This is a genomic window from Oenococcus oeni (genome assembly GCF_020510245.1).
In the GTDB taxonomy this organism is placed as follows: Bacteria; Bacillota; Bacilli; order Lactobacillales; family Lactobacillaceae; genus Oenococcus; species Oenococcus oeni.
The window spans coordinates 34,975-51,789 of the sequence record NZ_CP084701.1; the positions used below are offsets into that span (position 1 = coordinate 34,975).

General features: G+C 35.5%; 17 protein-coding genes. 6 read left to right on the top strand and 11 right to left on the bottom strand.

The window, feature by feature from the left end; translation table 11 throughout:
- Positions 1-421 precede the first annotated feature (421 nt).
- Positions 422-1,315: an N-acetylmuramic acid 6-phosphate etherase gene (murQ, locus tag J3U91_RS00175; RefSeq protein WP_002820695.1), complete on the top strand. Its 894-nt coding sequence runs from the start codon at positions 422-424 to the stop codon at positions 1,313-1,315.
- 25 nt (positions 1,316-1,340) lie between these two features.
- On the opposite strand, the gene J3U91_RS00180 is transcribed toward murQ, so the two are convergent.
- From J3U91_RS00180 to J3U91_RS00190, 3 genes are all read right to left on the bottom strand, one after another.
- Positions 1,341-2,129: a sulfite exporter TauE/SafE family protein gene (locus J3U91_RS00180; protein ID WP_002817964.1), complete on the bottom strand. Its 789-nt coding sequence runs from the start codon at positions 2,127-2,129 to the stop codon at positions 1,341-1,343.
- Positions 2,130-2,480: 351 nt separating this feature from the next.
- Complete coding sequence (locus tag J3U91_RS00185) at positions 2,481-4,151, bottom strand: glycoside hydrolase family 13 protein (RefSeq protein ID WP_002817968.1); 1,671 nt, start codon at positions 4,149-4,151, stop codon at positions 2,481-2,483.
- 35 nt (positions 4,152-4,186) lie between these two features.
- Positions 4,187-5,602 (bottom strand): SLC45 family MFS transporter, encoded by a 1,416-nt coding sequence (locus tag J3U91_RS00190; protein ID WP_002817969.1) that lies wholly within the window; start codon positions 5,600-5,602, stop codon positions 4,187-4,189.
- 188 nt (positions 5,603-5,790) lie between these two features.
- Here J3U91_RS00190 and J3U91_RS00195 point away from each other — a divergent pair, with 188 nt between their 5' ends.
- Positions 5,791-6,777 (top strand): LacI family DNA-binding transcriptional regulator, encoded by a 987-nt coding sequence (locus J3U91_RS00195; RefSeq protein ID WP_002817971.1) that lies wholly within the window; start codon positions 5,791-5,793, stop codon positions 6,775-6,777.
- A 245-nt stretch (positions 6,778-7,022) separates the two neighbouring features.
- On the opposite strand, the gene J3U91_RS00200 is transcribed toward J3U91_RS00195, so the two are convergent.
- Together J3U91_RS00200 and J3U91_RS00205 are read right to left on the bottom strand one after the other, a co-directional pair.
- Entirely contained in the window at positions 7,023-7,355 is a 333-nt protein-coding gene (locus J3U91_RS00200) for a hypothetical protein (protein ID WP_002817972.1), read from the bottom strand.
- Between the two features lie 9 nt (positions 7,356-7,364).
- On the bottom strand, positions 7,365-8,156 hold the full coding sequence (locus J3U91_RS00205; protein ID WP_002817974.1) for an SDR family NAD(P)-dependent oxidoreductase: 792 nt from the start codon (positions 8,154-8,156) through the stop codon (positions 7,365-7,367).
- Positions 8,157-8,258: 102 nt separating this feature from the next.
- On the opposite strand from J3U91_RS00205, the gene J3U91_RS00210 reads away from it, so the two are divergent.
- Positions 8,259-8,804, top strand: coding sequence for a TetR/AcrR family transcriptional regulator (locus J3U91_RS00210; protein ID WP_002817975.1), 546 nt, complete (start codon positions 8,259-8,261; stop codon positions 8,802-8,804).
- 138 nt (positions 8,805-8,942) lie between these two features.
- Here J3U91_RS00210 and J3U91_RS00215 read toward each other — a convergent pair whose 3' ends face one another.
- The 4 genes from J3U91_RS00215 to J3U91_RS00230 all read right to left on the bottom strand — a co-directional run bounded on the left by J3U91_RS00215 (position 8,943) and on the right by J3U91_RS00230 (position 12,019).
- On the bottom strand, positions 8,943-9,539 hold the full coding sequence (locus tag J3U91_RS00215) for a helix-turn-helix domain-containing protein (RefSeq protein ID WP_002817977.1): 597 nt from the start codon (positions 9,537-9,539) through the stop codon (positions 8,943-8,945).
- A 184-nt stretch (positions 9,540-9,723) separates the two neighbouring features.
- Entirely contained in the window at positions 9,724-10,302 is a 579-nt protein-coding gene (locus J3U91_RS00220; RefSeq protein WP_407719242.1) for a Gfo/Idh/MocA family protein, read from the bottom strand.
- Positions 10,251-10,574 carry a Gfo/Idh/MocA family protein gene (locus tag J3U91_RS00225; RefSeq protein WP_002817979.1) on the bottom strand — a complete coding sequence of 108 codons (324 nt, stop codon included), beginning with the start codon at positions 10,572-10,574 and terminating at the stop codon, positions 10,251-10,253. The genes J3U91_RS00220 and J3U91_RS00225 overlap by 52 nt, the downstream gene beginning before the upstream one ends.
- A 257-nt stretch (positions 10,575-10,831) precedes the next feature.
- The gene (locus J3U91_RS00230; protein ID WP_002821025.1) at positions 10,832-12,019 is read right to left on the bottom strand and encodes an MFS transporter; all 1,188 of its coding nucleotides are present in this window, start codon (positions 12,017-12,019) and stop codon (positions 10,832-10,834) included.
- Between the two features lie 285 nt (positions 12,020-12,304).
- Between J3U91_RS00230 and J3U91_RS00235 the strand changes: the two genes are divergently transcribed.
- Together J3U91_RS00235 and J3U91_RS00240 are read left to right on the top strand one after the other, a co-directional pair.
- Complete coding sequence (locus J3U91_RS00235; protein ID WP_002817981.1) at positions 12,305-13,468, top strand: MFS transporter; 1,164 nt, start codon at positions 12,305-12,307, stop codon at positions 13,466-13,468.
- A 114-nt stretch (positions 13,469-13,582) separates the two neighbouring features.
- Positions 13,583-14,365, top strand: a complete 783-nt coding sequence (locus tag J3U91_RS00240) for an acetoin reductase (RefSeq protein ID WP_002817982.1) — start codon at positions 13,583-13,585, stop codon at positions 14,363-14,365.
- A 229-nt stretch (positions 14,366-14,594) separates the two neighbouring features.
- Here J3U91_RS00240 and J3U91_RS00245 read toward each other — a convergent pair whose 3' ends face one another.
- A complete protein-coding gene (locus tag J3U91_RS00245) occupies positions 14,595-15,353 on the bottom strand; it encodes an SDR family oxidoreductase (RefSeq protein WP_002817983.1) in 759 nt (252 codons plus the stop codon).
- Between the two features lie 287 nt (positions 15,354-15,640).
- Here J3U91_RS00245 and J3U91_RS00250 point away from each other — a divergent pair, with 287 nt between their 5' ends.
- Positions 15,641-16,012 (top strand): MerR family transcriptional regulator, encoded by a 372-nt coding sequence (locus J3U91_RS00250; protein WP_002817984.1) that lies wholly within the window; start codon positions 15,641-15,643, stop codon positions 16,010-16,012.
- Between the two features lie 268 nt (positions 16,013-16,280).
- On the opposite strand, the gene J3U91_RS00255 is transcribed toward J3U91_RS00250, so the two are convergent.
- Positions 16,281-16,814 (bottom strand): LbetaH domain-containing protein, encoded by a 534-nt coding sequence (locus J3U91_RS00255; protein WP_002817985.1) that lies wholly within the window; start codon positions 16,812-16,814, stop codon positions 16,281-16,283.
- Position 16,815: the final 1 nt, after the last annotated feature.

The window sequence follows — 16,815 nt, forward strand, 5'->3', positions numbered from 1 at the left end:
TATCTTTTTATTCTTCTTTTTCTTCATTTTTATTTCTCTTATCAATGTAAATTATACGAACTAATGTTCTAAACGATTGGAATAATTTATCAATTGGTAAAAATCGGTATATAAAACTTCACAAAAAATGTTTCTATGATAAAAAAGCAATTACTTTTTTAAGCCTATTGAGCAATATCTTTTATTTAAATAGAAATATAATTTAAAACGAAGCGATTTGATTATTAATGTTTTAGCTGCTTTTATTTTATAATTAAACTTGTGTTCTTAATTGAGCACAAGAATAAAATTAACTAATAACCGTCACTTCGCGCTACTTATTGGCGGTTTTTGTTTTGCTCGAAAGTTAAACAAAGCAATGATGGCTGTCTTCATATAAAAAATAATCTCAATTTATCCTTCACGGACTAAGGCAATACAAATGGATCTTTCAAAATTAACGACTGAAGCACGTAATAAAAGAACAATGAATTTAGACAGGATGACGATTCATGAATTCGCTACTATTATGAACCAGGAGGATCAAAGCGTTCCTTTGAGTGTTGCTAATTCATTGGCAACAATTGAAAATGCTATCGACAGTATTACCAAACATTTTAAACAAGGCGGACGTTTATTTTATATAGGAGCCGGAACCAGTGGACGTTTAGGCGTTTTGGATGCTGTTGAGTGCGTACCGACTTTTGGAATTGAAGCTGAGATGGTACAGGGATTAATTGCCGGTGGCCCTTCTGCAATGACGCTTGCTGTAGAGGGCGCTGAAGATGATGATAAACTCGCTTCTTCCGATCTTAAAAAACGTGCATTAACAGCCGCCGATGTGGTTGTCGGAATTGCTGCGAGTGGTCGCACTCCATATGTTATTGGCGGTTTAGATTATGCCGACAGTCTTGGAGCCGCAACCATCAGCCTGGCCTGTAATCAAAATTCCGAAATATCCAAACACGCGCAAATTGCTATCGAGGTCCCTGTTGGTCCGGAAATTTTAACTGGTTCAACCCGTCTAAAAGCAGGGACTGCTCAGAAACTGGTTTTAAACATGCTTTCAACCGGAGCCATGGTCGGCATCGGCAAAGTATATAAGAATCTTATGGTCGATGTGCGCCCCACTAATGAGAAGTTGCTGATTCGGAGTAAACGAATTATTTGTCAGGCAACTAATTGCGATGAAGCCACGGCTGCTGAAGTTTTTGAAAAAGCAGATCGAAATGTTAAATTAGCGATTGTTATGATTTTGACAAATCTTCCCAAAAAAGAGGCAAATGAGCAACTTAGAAAAGCTGATGGCTTTATTTCTAAAACAATTCCGGAATAAAAAAATTACGGAGATATCTTTTACCTTAATAAGCTTGAATGAAAAGACTGGCAGCTAATATAATTGCTCCCAAAGCTACAGCTGCTTTAATAATTTTTTCAGGAAACATTCTGACTATTTTTGGACCGATATATCCCCCTAAAAACAGGCCAGCACCCAAAGGAATTACCAGCAACCAATAAATGTGCGACCTAAAAGCGTATATTATCGTGGCAACTAAGTTAGAAAAACCTAGGGAAACATTTTTTAAAGCGTTATAAACAGGGAATCCTGATTTACTGGTAATTGAAAAAATTGCCAGCATAATGACTCCGGCGGCGGCTCCAAAATAACCACCATAAGCTCCAACCAGGAAAACAGCGATTACATAAGCTATTTTTTTCAAAATAACAGAATTTTTTCCATTTACTTTTTTTAATGTTTGATTCTCGATTTCTTTTCTTTCTTTATTGGCCGGAAACAACAATAATAAACCGGCAAATAAAATAAAGAAAGGCACAATATGAGTAAAAGACGATGCAGGCTCGATTAACAATATAAATGATCCGAAGATACTTCCGATTATCGTCAGCGGTAATATTTTTAAAAGTTCTTTTTTATGGTTTTTTAACTCCTTTTGGGAAGATGTACTGGAACCTAAACCAGTCAGGACTAAGGCGGCTGTATTAGTTACATTGGCAAAAACTGGCGGAACTCCAATTGCTAATAAGGCTGGATAAGATACCAGCGAGGCTAAGCCGGTTACCGAACTTAAAATTCCCGCCAGGATTCCAGCTGGAAACAGAATCAACCATGAATTTAAATTTTCTAACAAATTAACACTCTACTCTCCAAGATTTTTGAAAATGATAAAAAAGATTTAGGGGCTTGATTTTTTAATTCATAATTTAATCGAAGCTCGACAAAGATTTAAGTGGAAAATTTCGGTACCCTCAAAAAGAAGGACCTCAGTTAATTTTATTATAGATCAATAAAGTTAGTGTTTGGAATTGGAGTTTGGCAAGAATGATTTTGATATTATCCGAACAATAAAGCAGCCGAATAAAAAATGAGCTCGGACTGTTTTTTTAGTAGCGGAACTCATTAATCATCAAACAAAAATTACATGACCAGAATTTATAGCAAATTCAAGATCAGTAAATTTTGTTTATATTCTGTATCTGCTTCATTTAAATAGATAAGCTTTCGCCTCATACGGTCTTAACTCGTTTACTTTATCATCTTCATAATTATCTATAAGCAAACTTGAAGCGTTCGATTGACCGTAATCGCGACTTACGATTTTATCGGTAAAATTGCTTATAAGTAACAAAGTTTTTCCTTCGTAATGACGACGATATGCGTATACTTGATCGTCATCGGGGTCTATTTCCTCGAAGCTTCCATATTTGATTATTTCATTATTGTGACGAAGCTTAATTAATTTTTGATAATAATAGAATACGGAATTTTTGTCAGCCAATGAATCCTCAACGTTAATTGATTTGTAATTAGGGTTAAGGGCAAACCATGGTTTTGCACTTGAGAATCCGGCATTGTTTTTATCGTTCCATTGCATTGGCGTACGGGCATTATCACGTGAAATATTTGCCAGATATTTTAGCATTGTTGGCCCATCGACAATTTTTTCTTGTTCGACCAACTCATGATAAAAATTAATAGATTCGATATCCTCGTATTGATTTAATTTTGTGAAGTGAGCATTTGTCATTCCAAGCTCCTCACCCTGATATACATAAGGAGTGCCCTGCATCAAGTGAAGAGTTGTAGCCAGCATTTTGGCCGATAGAACACGATACTTAGGATCGTCATTTCCAAAACGGGATACTGCCCGAGGTTGATCGTGATTGTTCCAGTAAAGGCTGTTCCATCCTTTGCCGTCAAGACCAGTTTGCCATCTGTTCAACGAGGCTTTTAATTCAGTCAGTTTAACAGGCTGGTCATTCCACTTTCCCAATCTAACATCCGGATTGGGACTTAAACCGACATGCTCAAACTGAAATACCATATTCAGTTCATGGCTGTTAAGGCCCGTGTATTTAATAGCGTCTTCAGTAGTTGATCCAGGCATTTCACCAACCGTTATAGTGTCATATTTGGACAATACTTCGCTGTTCATTTGACTCAAAAACTCATTTAGGCGATGCCCATCCGCTACGAAATCCATCGTCTTTCCTGCGGTGGCAGGTTCCGGAACATCAGGCAGACCCTTTGGTTTTGAAATAAGATTAATAACGTCCATTCTAAAACCATCAACCCCTTTATCGAGCCAAAAACGTTCTATATCAAAGACTGCTTGGCGAACATCCGGATTCTCCCAATTGAGATCCGGTTGACCGGTTGCAAACAAATGCAAATAATATTGTTTGCGTTCCGGAACATAAGTCCATGCTGAACCACCAAATGCGGCCAACCAATTATTAGGTTCGTGACCATCTACCGGATCTCTCCAAATATAAAAATCGGAAAACGGATTGTCTTTGGTTTTTTTACTTTCCTGGAACCAATGATGTTGATCGGAAGTATGGTTAACGACTAGATCCATCATAATTTTAAGGTTTAATTGGTGAGCTTTGTTAAGTAAATCATCAAAATCATTCATCGATCCGTACTCCGGGTTGATAGCTCGATAATTGGCAATATCATATCCGTTGTCTTTGTTGGGTGACTCATAAATCGGGTTTAACCAAATGACATCGGCACCTAGTTTTTTGATATAGTCAAGTCGTTTTGTAATCCCCGGCAGGTCGCCAATTCCATCGTTATCGCTATCCTGGAAACTCATTGGGTATACTTGATAAACTACTGTATCTTTAAACCATTGTTTTTTTGACATTTTAAATACCTTTCTAGAAATTAATATTACTTATTTTAAAATCTTGAATGAACAAATCTTACGCTGATAGCGCCTAAGACGAGAGAAGTCCCACCTACTAGGAACATTGCCGGCATTGATTGACCCATTAACGGAAAAAGCCAGAAGCTGGCAACTGAAGCACAAATTTGAGGCAAACAGATACTACAATTAAACAGGCCTAAATATGAACCTTCATGTTGACCGTTCAGTACTTCAGTCAATAAAGAGAAGGGTTGGGTATTGATAACAAGGTAAGAAATTCCAATTAAGCAAAAAGGAATAATCATTAACCACTTATTGTGAATAAAATAAATCATAAAGTATCCGACGGCGCCGGCTAAGAGCCCAAATGAATACCAGAATTTTCGAGATGTTGGTTTGGTTCTGGCTTGGACTACAATTCCCCAAATCACGGCAGCGATAGACATTATACAAGTCAAAACTCCGTACCAGTTTCCGGCTGCTTGATACCCGGCAGAAGAAGCATTACTGGTGTGCCAAACATTAAGCGAAATAGCACCAGTCGCATATGTCCAGAGATACAGGATCGCAAACCAGGAAAAAAACTCGACAACCGAGGTTTCCCAAAAAGCTCTCGGAGCATCTTTTAATAATTTAACAAGACTTGGAGATTTCTTTTGAGCTTGTAAGTCGATTTCATGATACTGGGCATATGTTTTTGGATCATATTCGTGAACTTTTATAATTGTGAGTAAAGATGTGACCAGTAAAATTATGGCAGCGGAATAAAAAGCAATTTTGACTGTTAAGGGAACTTCACCCTTAGGCGCAGTATTGGAAATTCCAACCAACGTTAAAACAAAAGGAATTACAGCAGCCAAAACGCCACCTAAATTTGAAAATGATTGTTGCCAAGACCAGGCCAGATCTTTTTGATCTTCATTCACCATATCGCCAATAATCATTTTGAATGGCTGCATACAAATATTGGAAGTTAAATCCATAAATAATGTTGCTACAGCACCAAAACATAGTGCAGCTACGGATGCATATCCAAATCCAAATGATCCAGCGTTGGGCAACAAAATTAGAACAATTGCTGCGGCCGGAGCACCAATTAATAGATAAGGCATTCTTCGGCCAAATCGGTTCCAGGTTCTATCAGAATATTTTCCAATTAGAGGTTGAATCACCATGCCTGCAAGGGGCGGCAGAATAAAGAAAAAGCCTAAATTATTCGGATTGGCGCCAATTGTTTGAAATATTCTTCCTAATTGGGAAGATTGCAGAGAAAACGCCATGTTAATACCGAAGAAACCAAAGGTCATGGCAAAAATTGTTGATAATCGAAGTTTTGGAAGATGGTGTTTCTCTTCTTTGTCTGTATTTTTTATTAACGGTTTCTCTTTTTTATTTACTAAAGGGATGTCCGCAGAAATTTTTGAATCAGAAGCATGGCTCAAATTCATAAATTATTCTCCTTAAACTAAAATAATTTCTTTAAGTTTTTAAGTAAACGTTTACAAAAAAGAATATTAGCACATACAGTAAACGTTTACAATGGCTTTTTAACAAGATAGTAAACGTTTACTGTAAAAATAAAAAATACTCATAATGTTAGACTTTATTTATAAAGATATTCAAATGGGAGAGCTTAATGTCTGTGACAATTAAAGATGTCGCCAAAGCTGCCGGGGTCTCAACTGCAACGGTTTCACGAGTACTTTCTGGAAAAGATTTTTTTTATTCTGAAAAAACCGAAAAAAAAGTTAAAAAAGCTATTAGAGATTTAGGGTATAGAAAAAATACGGCTGCTGTTGAGTTAGTTACGATGAAAAGTAAAGTAATTGCCGTTATCCTTCCAGACACAAAAACAACTTTTTCAAATAGTATTATTGAAGGAATTCAAAATGAAGCCTTTAAAATTGATTTAAGCGTAATTATTTTATATATCGGAAATAATGATCGGGAGAAACAAAAAAGAGCCCTAACAACGGTGATTGAGAGATCAGTGAATGGTATCTTGTTGTTATCTTCTCAATTGGAAAAGGAAAATCAAGAATTATTAAACAGTTCTAATATTCCGTATGTATATGTTTCAATAGCAGTTCAAAGCGAGAATATTAGATTTATTGCTTCTGACGATTTTCAAATCGGCTATCAAGCGGCCAATTTTTTGATTAATAAAGGGCACAAAAAAATTGGTTTGGCGGCTTTGGAACCAAATACGTTTATTGGCCGCCAGCGAATAAACGGCTATCTTCGGGCTTTAAATGAACATTCTCTTCCTTCTAATGAAAATTGGATATTTTCCGGTAATTATTCATATGACGATGGTGTTCAGGCAATGAAATATTATGGTTCCGATACTGAATTAACAGCAATTATCGGAGCAAGCGATTTAGTTGCAATCGGGATTATTAATCAAGCGAAAAAGATCGGTTTCAAGGTACCGCAGCAGCTTTCTGTCATGAGCATTGATGGGACCGATGCTGTGAATATTGTTGACCCCAATTTAACGAGTGTTACTCAGTCTTTTTATACAATGGGAGTTGAGAGCATGAAGATGTTGTTGAACCCCGAATTAAAATCCAAATATACAGAAACAAAAATTGAAGAACGTCAAAGTACAGGGAATATTTGATCTTTAAGAAAGCTATTATTTATTTATCTTTTTCAGTCCTAAGAAGTGTTTAAGGCAAAAACTGGTGACGAAAGTTGAGACTCTAAAAATCGCTCCTGTAAATTAATACAGAAGCGACTTGCCGTATTCCTATCCTGATTTGTTTCTTCGCTTTCGTCAATAAACAAGTGGGCGGTCTGCGGTTAGCAGTGACTCTCTGGACGTTCCCGGAAAAACGCATGTTAGAAAAATCGTTTAAAAATGGATTAGTTGGGTAATATTCTAATCGATAAAATATGGTTATCGCTAATTTTAAATTCCATTGGTCCGGTGCCATTAAAACCGTTTCCGTTTACCTTTATTTGAACCATCCAATTATTAACAGCTGTTTCATGACTATCTAATATCTGGAAGCGGGATTTTTTACCAATATTTTCATTTTTGTTCCATTCTGAAATTGAATCACGACCTTTAAAAATACGTCCCCAATCATTTAAAATCGCTTCTTCGGCGAACAAATTGATAAAATCTTTTGAGTTTTCGGAATTAGTATATTCAACAAATTGATTAATTACTTGTGGCAAATCAGTATTATTCATTATAAAACCTCACTTTAATCCATCAGGAAAATACATTGGAATCATCATAGTTGCCATTTCTCTTTCGTTTTTATCAGGATCGGTTTGGCCCATCTTTCTCATCTCTTTTGCCATACCTGCATTAATGCGGATTGAATTTTCTTCAATTCCTTGAATGGCTTCATTTATTAAGTCAGATAGTTTTATATTAAGTGGTGTATTTTGTGAATTAACATCTTTTTCGAGATTTGTTTCAGCTACCAGCGGAGGTACTAATTCCACTATATGAATATGGTCTTCGCCGGCAAAGTGTAATTGTTCCCTCAAAGCGTCAGTAAACATATGTACGCCTGCTTTAGTAGCTGAATATATTGGATGTGCTGCCGAACTAAGATTGGCTAATCCGGAACTTATATTAACGATCATCGATTCTGCTTGTTTACGTAAAATCGGCAGAAATATTTTGTCAATATTTATTGTTCCAATCAAGTTTGTTTGGATCTCAGCTTGAAGTTTTTGAGAAGTTGTTTTTTCATCAAGCAAATTATAATGTCTCATAATACCAGCTGAATTAATAACAATATCGATGTTTTTAAATTCTGAAATTGTCTGCTTGTAAAATCGCTCTACGCTCTCCTGGTCGCTCACATCTACTTGGTAACCACTGATATTCTTATTATCTTTAACTACTTCAGTGATTTTTTCTTTTGAACGACTGCCAATAATTATCTGATTGTCGATAGCCGCCAATTTCTTGGCAAAAGCTAATCCAATCCCCGAAGTTCCGCCCGTCACAACAATTTTTTTATTTTTTAATTCCATTGTAAAGTGCTCCTTATTAGGTTACAATTTCTAATAAATGTAACTAAAAAGGAGTATAAACAAGTAGGTTACAAAAGTCAAATTATGTAACTTAAAGACAAAATGAATAAATTATCTAAAAAAAACATCCTGGATGAAGCAACACAATTAATAAAGCAAAAGGGCATCGATTCGGTTTCTTTGACCGATATTGCCAGAGTACTTGGTACAAGCCATGCAGCTTTATACAAATATTTTCCAAACAAAAATGCTCTTTTAAGTGCATTAGCTCAGGAATGGCTTGATGCGTTGTTAATCAAATTATTTCCTTTCAACAAAAGCCCTTATAACACTAAAGCAGACATTGTTCATGATTGGTTGTGGACTCTGTTTACTCAAAAAATATTGGCCTATCAGAAGGATCCAGAAATGTTTAAGCTATATACGGAGTACATTGATTCCAATCCTAAATTATTACAAGAACATATGAATGCATTAATAAATAGTTTATTGGCAGCAACAGGATGGGAAAATAGAGATAAAGCTCTTGCCGTTATTGAAGCCTTTATTCTCTTTTCAGCTCCTAAACTGGCTTTCTTATGGAACGAGCAATCCGAACAACAGTTTGAAAATATATGGGCATTAGTTGCTGAAAGTTTAAATGATTAAGACCTTATCGATAATATCTTGAACCTTTATAGAATTAATTTGTTTCAAAGCACGAGTTTGATTAGGCATATGCCTCAGTTTTCCAAAATAGCTATTTACTTTACTATTAAACAAAGTCATTTTATTTCGGTTCCATTATCAAAAAATCATTGGCATGAACGCTATTACGATAATAACTAATAAAATAATCCAGATTGCCAATCCGATCGGACTTTGCGGATTTATCGTCAAGCCAATCCCAAAACTTTTAGGAATCAGAATCGGTGCTTGTTTACTAATTGGCCCTGGATAGGCCAGATGATAATGCCACAAAGAAGCAATCATAATATACATAATCAGGATAGACATCAGGCCGCTCATAAGATGACCATTCAAAATGTTTCTATCACCAAAAAAGTTCAATAAGACCGGAACCAGGATTAAGATTACGATTACAGCGGCCAAAGAGATATCGAGCACTCTTAATTTCTTTTGTTTTCTAAGATCCTGCGAATCTTCCTGAACTTTTTTCATAACCTTTTTGTCTCCTTTAATCAATACATCTAAAGACAGGTCGTATATTTTGCTTAGTTCAACCAAGGTATCCAGATCCGGATAATTTTTACCTTTTTCCCAGTTCGATAAGGCTTGGCGGCTGACATACAAAAGTTCGGCTACTTGATCTTGAGTCATGCCCAATTCTCTTCTTTTACTGGAGATAATTTCACTGAATACCATAAACCCTTCTTTCAGCATCATTCTATCCAGTCAAACAGATGATTGCCAGCAAGGATTTATTGCGTTAAAAAACATCCAACTAGATACTCCTTTTTTGTATATTCGATTCAATTAATTACAAAAAAATGCGCAAAAATCCAGTTTATTCTTTTGATCCATTTTAATTAAAGCGTCCCCAAGTTGGAATATCACACAACCACTATCAAACAGCTAATTCTGGGATTTGATTTTTGATTTTCTCAATGATTAGCGCACAGTTGACCGAATCGCTGATTGGCATATTATTGCTTTCGGTCTTATTTTTGCCATAACACTGAATCACATGAGCGATTTCGCCATGAAAATCATCTTGTTCATAAGCTATATGATAATTTTTTGTCCCACTGGATGTCTTTACGATAAAGGATTCGGCTCGATGAAAATTTTTGATTTCTATTTGACCTTTTTCTCCTTTGATCGTAGCTTCGGTTTGTTTGTTCCGGTCAAAGGCACACTCAATGGTCGCCGAAAGGTTTGGGAACAGAAGCTTTGCCTTGGTATATGATTCAACACCGCTGATATCCATTTTGTTCTCCAGCACTTCGACCTTAGGCAGCGTTTTGGCAAAGTCTTCGGTCAGGGCAACATTATAAATTCCAATATCTAACAAACAGCCGCCTTGAATTGGCTGGAAATGATAAGTTGCTGTTTTTTTAGATATTTCCCGACAAAAGGAGCTGTCGATACTGATTATTTTGCCGATTTCATCTGCTCGGCGTTGAGCGTGGCAGGTTTTTCGCAGAGCACAGCTTTTCCTTTTTTAAGGGCCTTCGATATCCATAAATAGTGAAAACCATGAGGTACAGCGATATAAACAATATCGATATCTTTATTGGACAAGAGCTCATCATAATCATCGTAGATTAATTGGCAGGGATGCTTTCTTTGGAAGGCAGCTGCTTTTTCAATTCCACGACAAGCAACGGCATATAAATTAGCATCCTTAAAATGGCTCAAACTGTCTGCGAAGCGGTTGGCAATATTGCCAGCGCCGATAATTCCGAAATTTATCATAAATTGCCTCTTTGGTCGCTTTTATTTTTTGACAATTGATCTCCTTCCGAGATGGCTCTTTTTGCTCAGAATGGATCGAGTTCTTATAGTGACCTACCTGCCTCTAATTATATTTCTAATCCATTATCGATAGTGCAGCATAGAATGTCGAAATATATAAAGAACGATTATCGTAAAGTTGCTTTTTGAATATTTGAATTGAGGAAAAACTAAGAAAATATATCATTGAATGAAAACTAGGAATTATTTATGAAATTTTATATCATATTAAATTTATGGGTTGACAGTTTTCCGATTCGTTCGAGAATTAGTGTCAAAACCAGAGCAATTAGAACGTAAAGCGACCCAATAGGTGCGATTTTATTTAAACTGAAGTATTCAGTTACAATTCCACCGGTAGCCGATCCTAAAGCAATCCCGAAATTAGCAAAAATGGAATTAAGCGATGAGGCTAATATCAAAGATTGCGGGTAATCGGCTTCAGCAACCGTTAGAAAAAAGATTTGGATTGGTGAATTTAGCAGATACATACTAACTCCTAAAAGCATAACAACAATCATTCCAATAAAGGGAACGACTGCTAGAAAAGGAAACAGTACTAGTAACAGGAATTGACCTATGTATATTTCCGGCATTTTTTTCAGACCGGAACTACTTGAAATTTTTCCGCTTAGTTGATTACTAATTAATGCCATGAGGCCATACAAAAATAATGTTAATGTTAAAAAATTTTCTTTAACAAGTAAGATATGAGAAAGAATCGGTTGCAGGTAAGTATAGAAAACATAAATTCCCGCTAAATTGAACATTGGTAAAAACATGCCAATCTGAATTCTCCTGTCACCAAAAATTCGTAGTTGTTCTTTGAAGTTTTTGCTGGCCTGTTGATGAATATTTTTAGGAAGAAGCAGAATCGAAAAGAATAGAATAATAATGCTGACTAAGATAATTGCATAAAAAGAATATCGCCAACCATAATTTTTACTGATCCAGGTTCCAAAAGGGACTCCGAAAACCGAAGCGATGCTAAAACCGGAAAAGACCCACGAAACTAGCCAACCTCTCTTTTTAATTGGTGCAATAAAGTTGGCAAAAGCCAAAGCAACAGCGATACAGGCCCCGGAACTGGTTGCCGTTATAAGTCGAGAGACGGCCAGAATTATGTAGCTATTGGCAACGGCTGTCAGCAAGTTTCCGACGATAAAAATCGATAACAAAATCAAAAGAGCCTTATAAAGACTTTTTTTACCAATTGCCAGTGTGATTAAAGGCGTGCTAATGGCGTAGACTAAAGCGAAGCCTGTGACTAGATAACCCACCTGACTAATTCCAATTTGAAATTGCTTGGCCAAATTGTCCAGAATACCGACAATAATGTATTCGCTGCAGCCAAGAACAAAAGCAATGGCAATTAAAACCATACTTTGCAATTTAAAAAGTCTCATCCCGCTCTTATCTTAACGCAGCTTTATCATGGCACTCTCAAAAAATACTTAAAATATGTTTTAGGTTACTTTAGAAGTAACGTAAAACAGAAAAGGGGATATTTTAATCCTATAGACAATGATTTGAAATTAACGATAGAAGTTTGATAATTATTCTATATCGAGGAATGCCAAAGGCTTCAGTCGCAATTCTATAATGATAAAAATCAAAAGCAAAATTAACTTGTTAAAACTATTAAATAAATTAATTTCGAAATATCGAATAGAGGAGAATATTCAAAATTTATGAAAAAAATTAGAATTCAATGTGCATTATTAACAGCTCTTTCTTTTCTGATGGGATTAAGCCAATTTATCATAGTAGGAATTCTAAATAACTTATCTAACAGTTTCCATACATCAATCGATCACGTTGGTGTTTTAGTTACTTTATTTGCTATTGTATATGCTATTATGACACCAATAATTAATTTATCTGTTGGTCATGCTCCTTTATATAAGGTTCTAATTATTCTCTTTTCAATTTTTGCCATTGGAAATATGTTAACAGCCGTGGCCAATAATTTTAATATCTTGTTGCTAAGTAGGTTACTCACTGCTCTAGCTTCTGGGCCTTCGATGTCTATAGCGATTACCCTAGCCGCCGCTATTACACCGCCTCAAAAAAGATCTTGGATAGTCTCGTGGGTCTTTTCCGGTTTTAGTATCGCTTCAGTTTTTGGTGTTCCGATTGGAACTTGGATTAGCGATAATTTGAATTGGCGTTTCTTATTTTGGATTATATTTATTTTATCAATCATTTTGATAGCAATACTATATCGTTTATTACCACATAATTTAAGGCAAAAAAAAGGACATGGTTTTCTCAGGCAGTTAGCAATCTTTAAAAATACGCACATTATTTTAGGAATTTTAATTCCTATTTTTAATTTTTCGGCTGTTTATATTGTATATACATATTTAAAACCCTTACTCATTAATAAATTAGGTTTTTCGACAAATAACGTAATTACTATTTTATTTCTTTATGGTTTATGCGGATTAATTAGTAATCAGATTAGCGGTCACATAAACAATAGAAAATGGACAAAAACGTTAGTTAGTTTTTTATCTGTCCAAGCAGGTAGCCTATTTATACTATTCCTAACTAGTAATTTTAAATGGCTTTCTCTGATTGCAATATTATTTATGGCTCTTACTATGTCAGTGCAAAATTCTCCCGTTGAATTGTATTACATGGAAATTGCAGAACAAAAATATCCACAATCACTTGTTTTAGCTTCATCTTTTGATTCTATTTTTTCTAATGTTGGTGTGGCTATCGGTTCTGCAGCTGGTGGATACACAGTTAATACTCTTGGCTTGGGATATCTTGGTCTAATAGGCGGAATTTTTAGTGTTTTGGCTATCAGCGTTCTTCTAATTCTAAATAAGGTTTATTTTCAATGATTTATCTGTAGTTTCTAATAATGATACAGAATTTTGAAGCTCCTCATAAGTAATTTATAATTTAAGTGTGGTTCTAGATTGCAAGCGCTATTATAATCGAAGGAGGACAAAGATATGAGTACTATTAACAAAGTAGCAATAGTTACCGGCTCAGCCGGTGGATTAGGGAAAGCGATTGCCTTACGTTTGGCTCACAATGGTTTTAGCGTAATGATCCATGATATTAATAAAGACGCTTTGACAAAAACTCTCCAAGAATTCAAGGATAAAGGATATGATAGTGACGCTTTTGTTGGCGATGTTTCAAAGAAATCAGATCAAGAAAAACTAGTTCAAACAACTGTTGAAAAGTTTGGAAGGCTGGATGTTTTTGTTAATAATGCAGGAATTGAGGCAGTTACTCCATTCATTGACATAGAGGAAGACGAACTAAAAAAATGCTTTGATATTAATGTTTTTGGAACTGTCTTTGGAACTCAAGCAGCCGCAAAGCAATTCATTAAACAACATAGCAAAGGAAAAATAATCAATGCTTGTAGTATTGCTGGCCAGGAATCTTATACAATGCTTGGAACATATTCAGCGACCAAACATGCTGTACGCGCCTTCACGCAAGTGGCGGCTAAAGAACTGGCTAAGCATCAAATAACTGTCAATGCTTATTGTCCTGGTGTTGCCAAAACAAAAATGTGGGATCGAATTGATGAAGAAATGGTTAAGTCGGATCCTTCATTAAAACCGGGTGATGCCTTTAAAAAATACAGTTCAGAAATTGCTCTGGGACGTTATGAAAAGCCAGATGATGTTGCCAATTTGGTTGACTTTTTGGCATCAAGCAAATCTGATTATATTACCGGTCAAGCAATCCTAGTCGATGGTGGACTCGTTTATCGTTAATTGATAAATTTAAATTATATATTTTATGTATTCATTTTTATAGTTTGCCTATATATAATAATTGAAATATTGTGAGTGAACTTCTCTCCAAATTAAAAACCATCTCTTAATTTAGATGGTTTTTACTTTTTAAATGTTTCTGCTTGGGCAGTTCTGTTAGCACAGGATTTTTTTTATCTCACTTTAAGCAAGTTTTATCAAAACTGATTAACAATTAAAACTCAGGTAGTTAACGAGTTGTGTAGCCACCATTAGCAAAAATGGTTTGACCATTAATCCACCAACCATCAGTCGTCAAAAACTTAATGATTGGAGCAATGTCTTCAATCTTCGTCAATTGGTTGCCCATAGCCTGTGACTTGTGAAAGGCAGTTGATTCTTTGGTTTCCTGACCATAGAAGAATGAAGTATCCATTGGGCCTGGAGCAATTGCATTAACGGAGATTTGTTGTTTCATTAATTCTTTAGAAGCTGCTCTGGTGTAATGCTCAACGGGAGCCTTGTTACCAGCATAAGTTGAATAAAAGCCGGTATAGGCAGCTAATAATGACGTAGCAATGGTAATAATATGTCCATTAGGATTCATATGCTTGGCGGCCTGTTTGATAAAGAAATAAGCTACTTTATTATTAATTGTATCCATAGCATCAAACTCTGCTTCACTGGTTTCGACAATAGGTTTCTTCAAGACCTTTCCTACCGTATTAATGGCGATATCGACTTTACCAAATTCTTTTTCTGCAAAATCAAAAAGTTTGGCAACTTCTTCTTCATTAGATAAATCACTTTGATAAAGAGCTACTTTAGCACCTTGATCTTCCAGTTCATCCTTCAATTTATTGGCTGTATCTGAATCCTTTGCTTGATGATAGTGCAATACCAAGTTCACTGATTCTAGGGCAAATGTTTTGGCTGTTAAGGCACCAAGATTTTTAATGCCTCCAGCAATAACAATCACTTTATTTTTTAAATCATGGTATTTAGTCATTTGCTTTTGTCTCCTTTCAAAAGATGAATATAGCCTATACCTTCGAGCTGACTGTAATGCAAGCGTAAATTGTTTCCTTTTTATTTGACTTCGAGTTAACTGTAAGCTATATGCTAAAGTAATCCTGAAAGAAAATAGTTTATAACGTCTCAACATTCAAGGGACTATGTTATCTTTAAGGGCATCACACTACTTATAAAAAAGTAATCATCGTATAACTTAAATAAGACAAGTTCGTATATTCAGACAATAATGATCATTTAACCATTAGAAAGTAGGCTAAAGAGATGAAAACAATGCAAACCCCTACAAACTTTACTATTGGCCAAGTAGCACAAATAAAAACTATTAGTACCTATACATTAAGATACTATGATGACCAGGGACTTTTACCCAAAGTTTTTCGTGATAAAAACGGTAATCGTATATTTACTAATGAAGAACTAAAGTGGCTAGACATGATTAAATGTTTAAAAAATACAGGCATGTCTTTAGAAAAAATTAAAACATTTGTTGATGATACCTATCAGGGATCAAGAACCTTGCAGGCGAGAATTCTACTATTAAATACACAAGCCAAAAAAATCAAAGACAATATTGAAGAACAGCAAACCTATCTCAATAAAATTAATCAAAAAATCAAGACCCTAAAAAATTAGAATCCAACCAATTCGTGAAAAACCTGAAACCTTCAAATTTGTCCAAAGCATCCAATCTCATAGGCTGGATGTTTGAATCTCTCCTTTTATATAGATGATTTGTGTTGGTATTTTATTATAGTAGCGTATTATTTTGAACTCAAAAAAATCTTCTCAATAAATCTGAAAAGATTTTTTACTTGTAATTAGCATAATTATCCGCATTGAGTATGAGTTGAACCAATGCCAGAAACACTTTATTTATGAATTAACGATTTTCTTATGCTCGTTAATTGTCTAGGTGATGGTTGTAACGCTCAATAACCTCTTGTGAGGCCTGGATAAGTTGATCACGTTGAGGCATTGGATTGTGAAAAACCAAATCAAAATGAGGATCTCGAGCCTTAATTTTATTAACGCCATACGCTATACTATCGGATGGCACGTCCTTAGTAATAATCGCACCAGCACCAATGACACTATTAGCACCAATAATGATTGGTCCAAGAATTTTGGCCCCATCTGCAACGATTACATTTGGCCCTAAGACTGGGCTCCCTAAATTTTCCCACTGATTGGTTAGCCGGTTAAATTTTTGATTAGAACCAATTGTCACGTTTTGGGAAATAACCACTCCGCTGCAGATTTTTGCGGCAATAATGATACTGCCGCGTCCATGATGGGCGAATTGAACACTTGGGTCAATTTCAATACAATTAACTTCGCAGCTGTATTGATGTTCTAGTTCAATTGCAGCACGGTCTTTGGCTTCTTGGTCAGTGGAAAAGCAATTTTGTTGTATTAGTTCATTAAATGTTGTCATA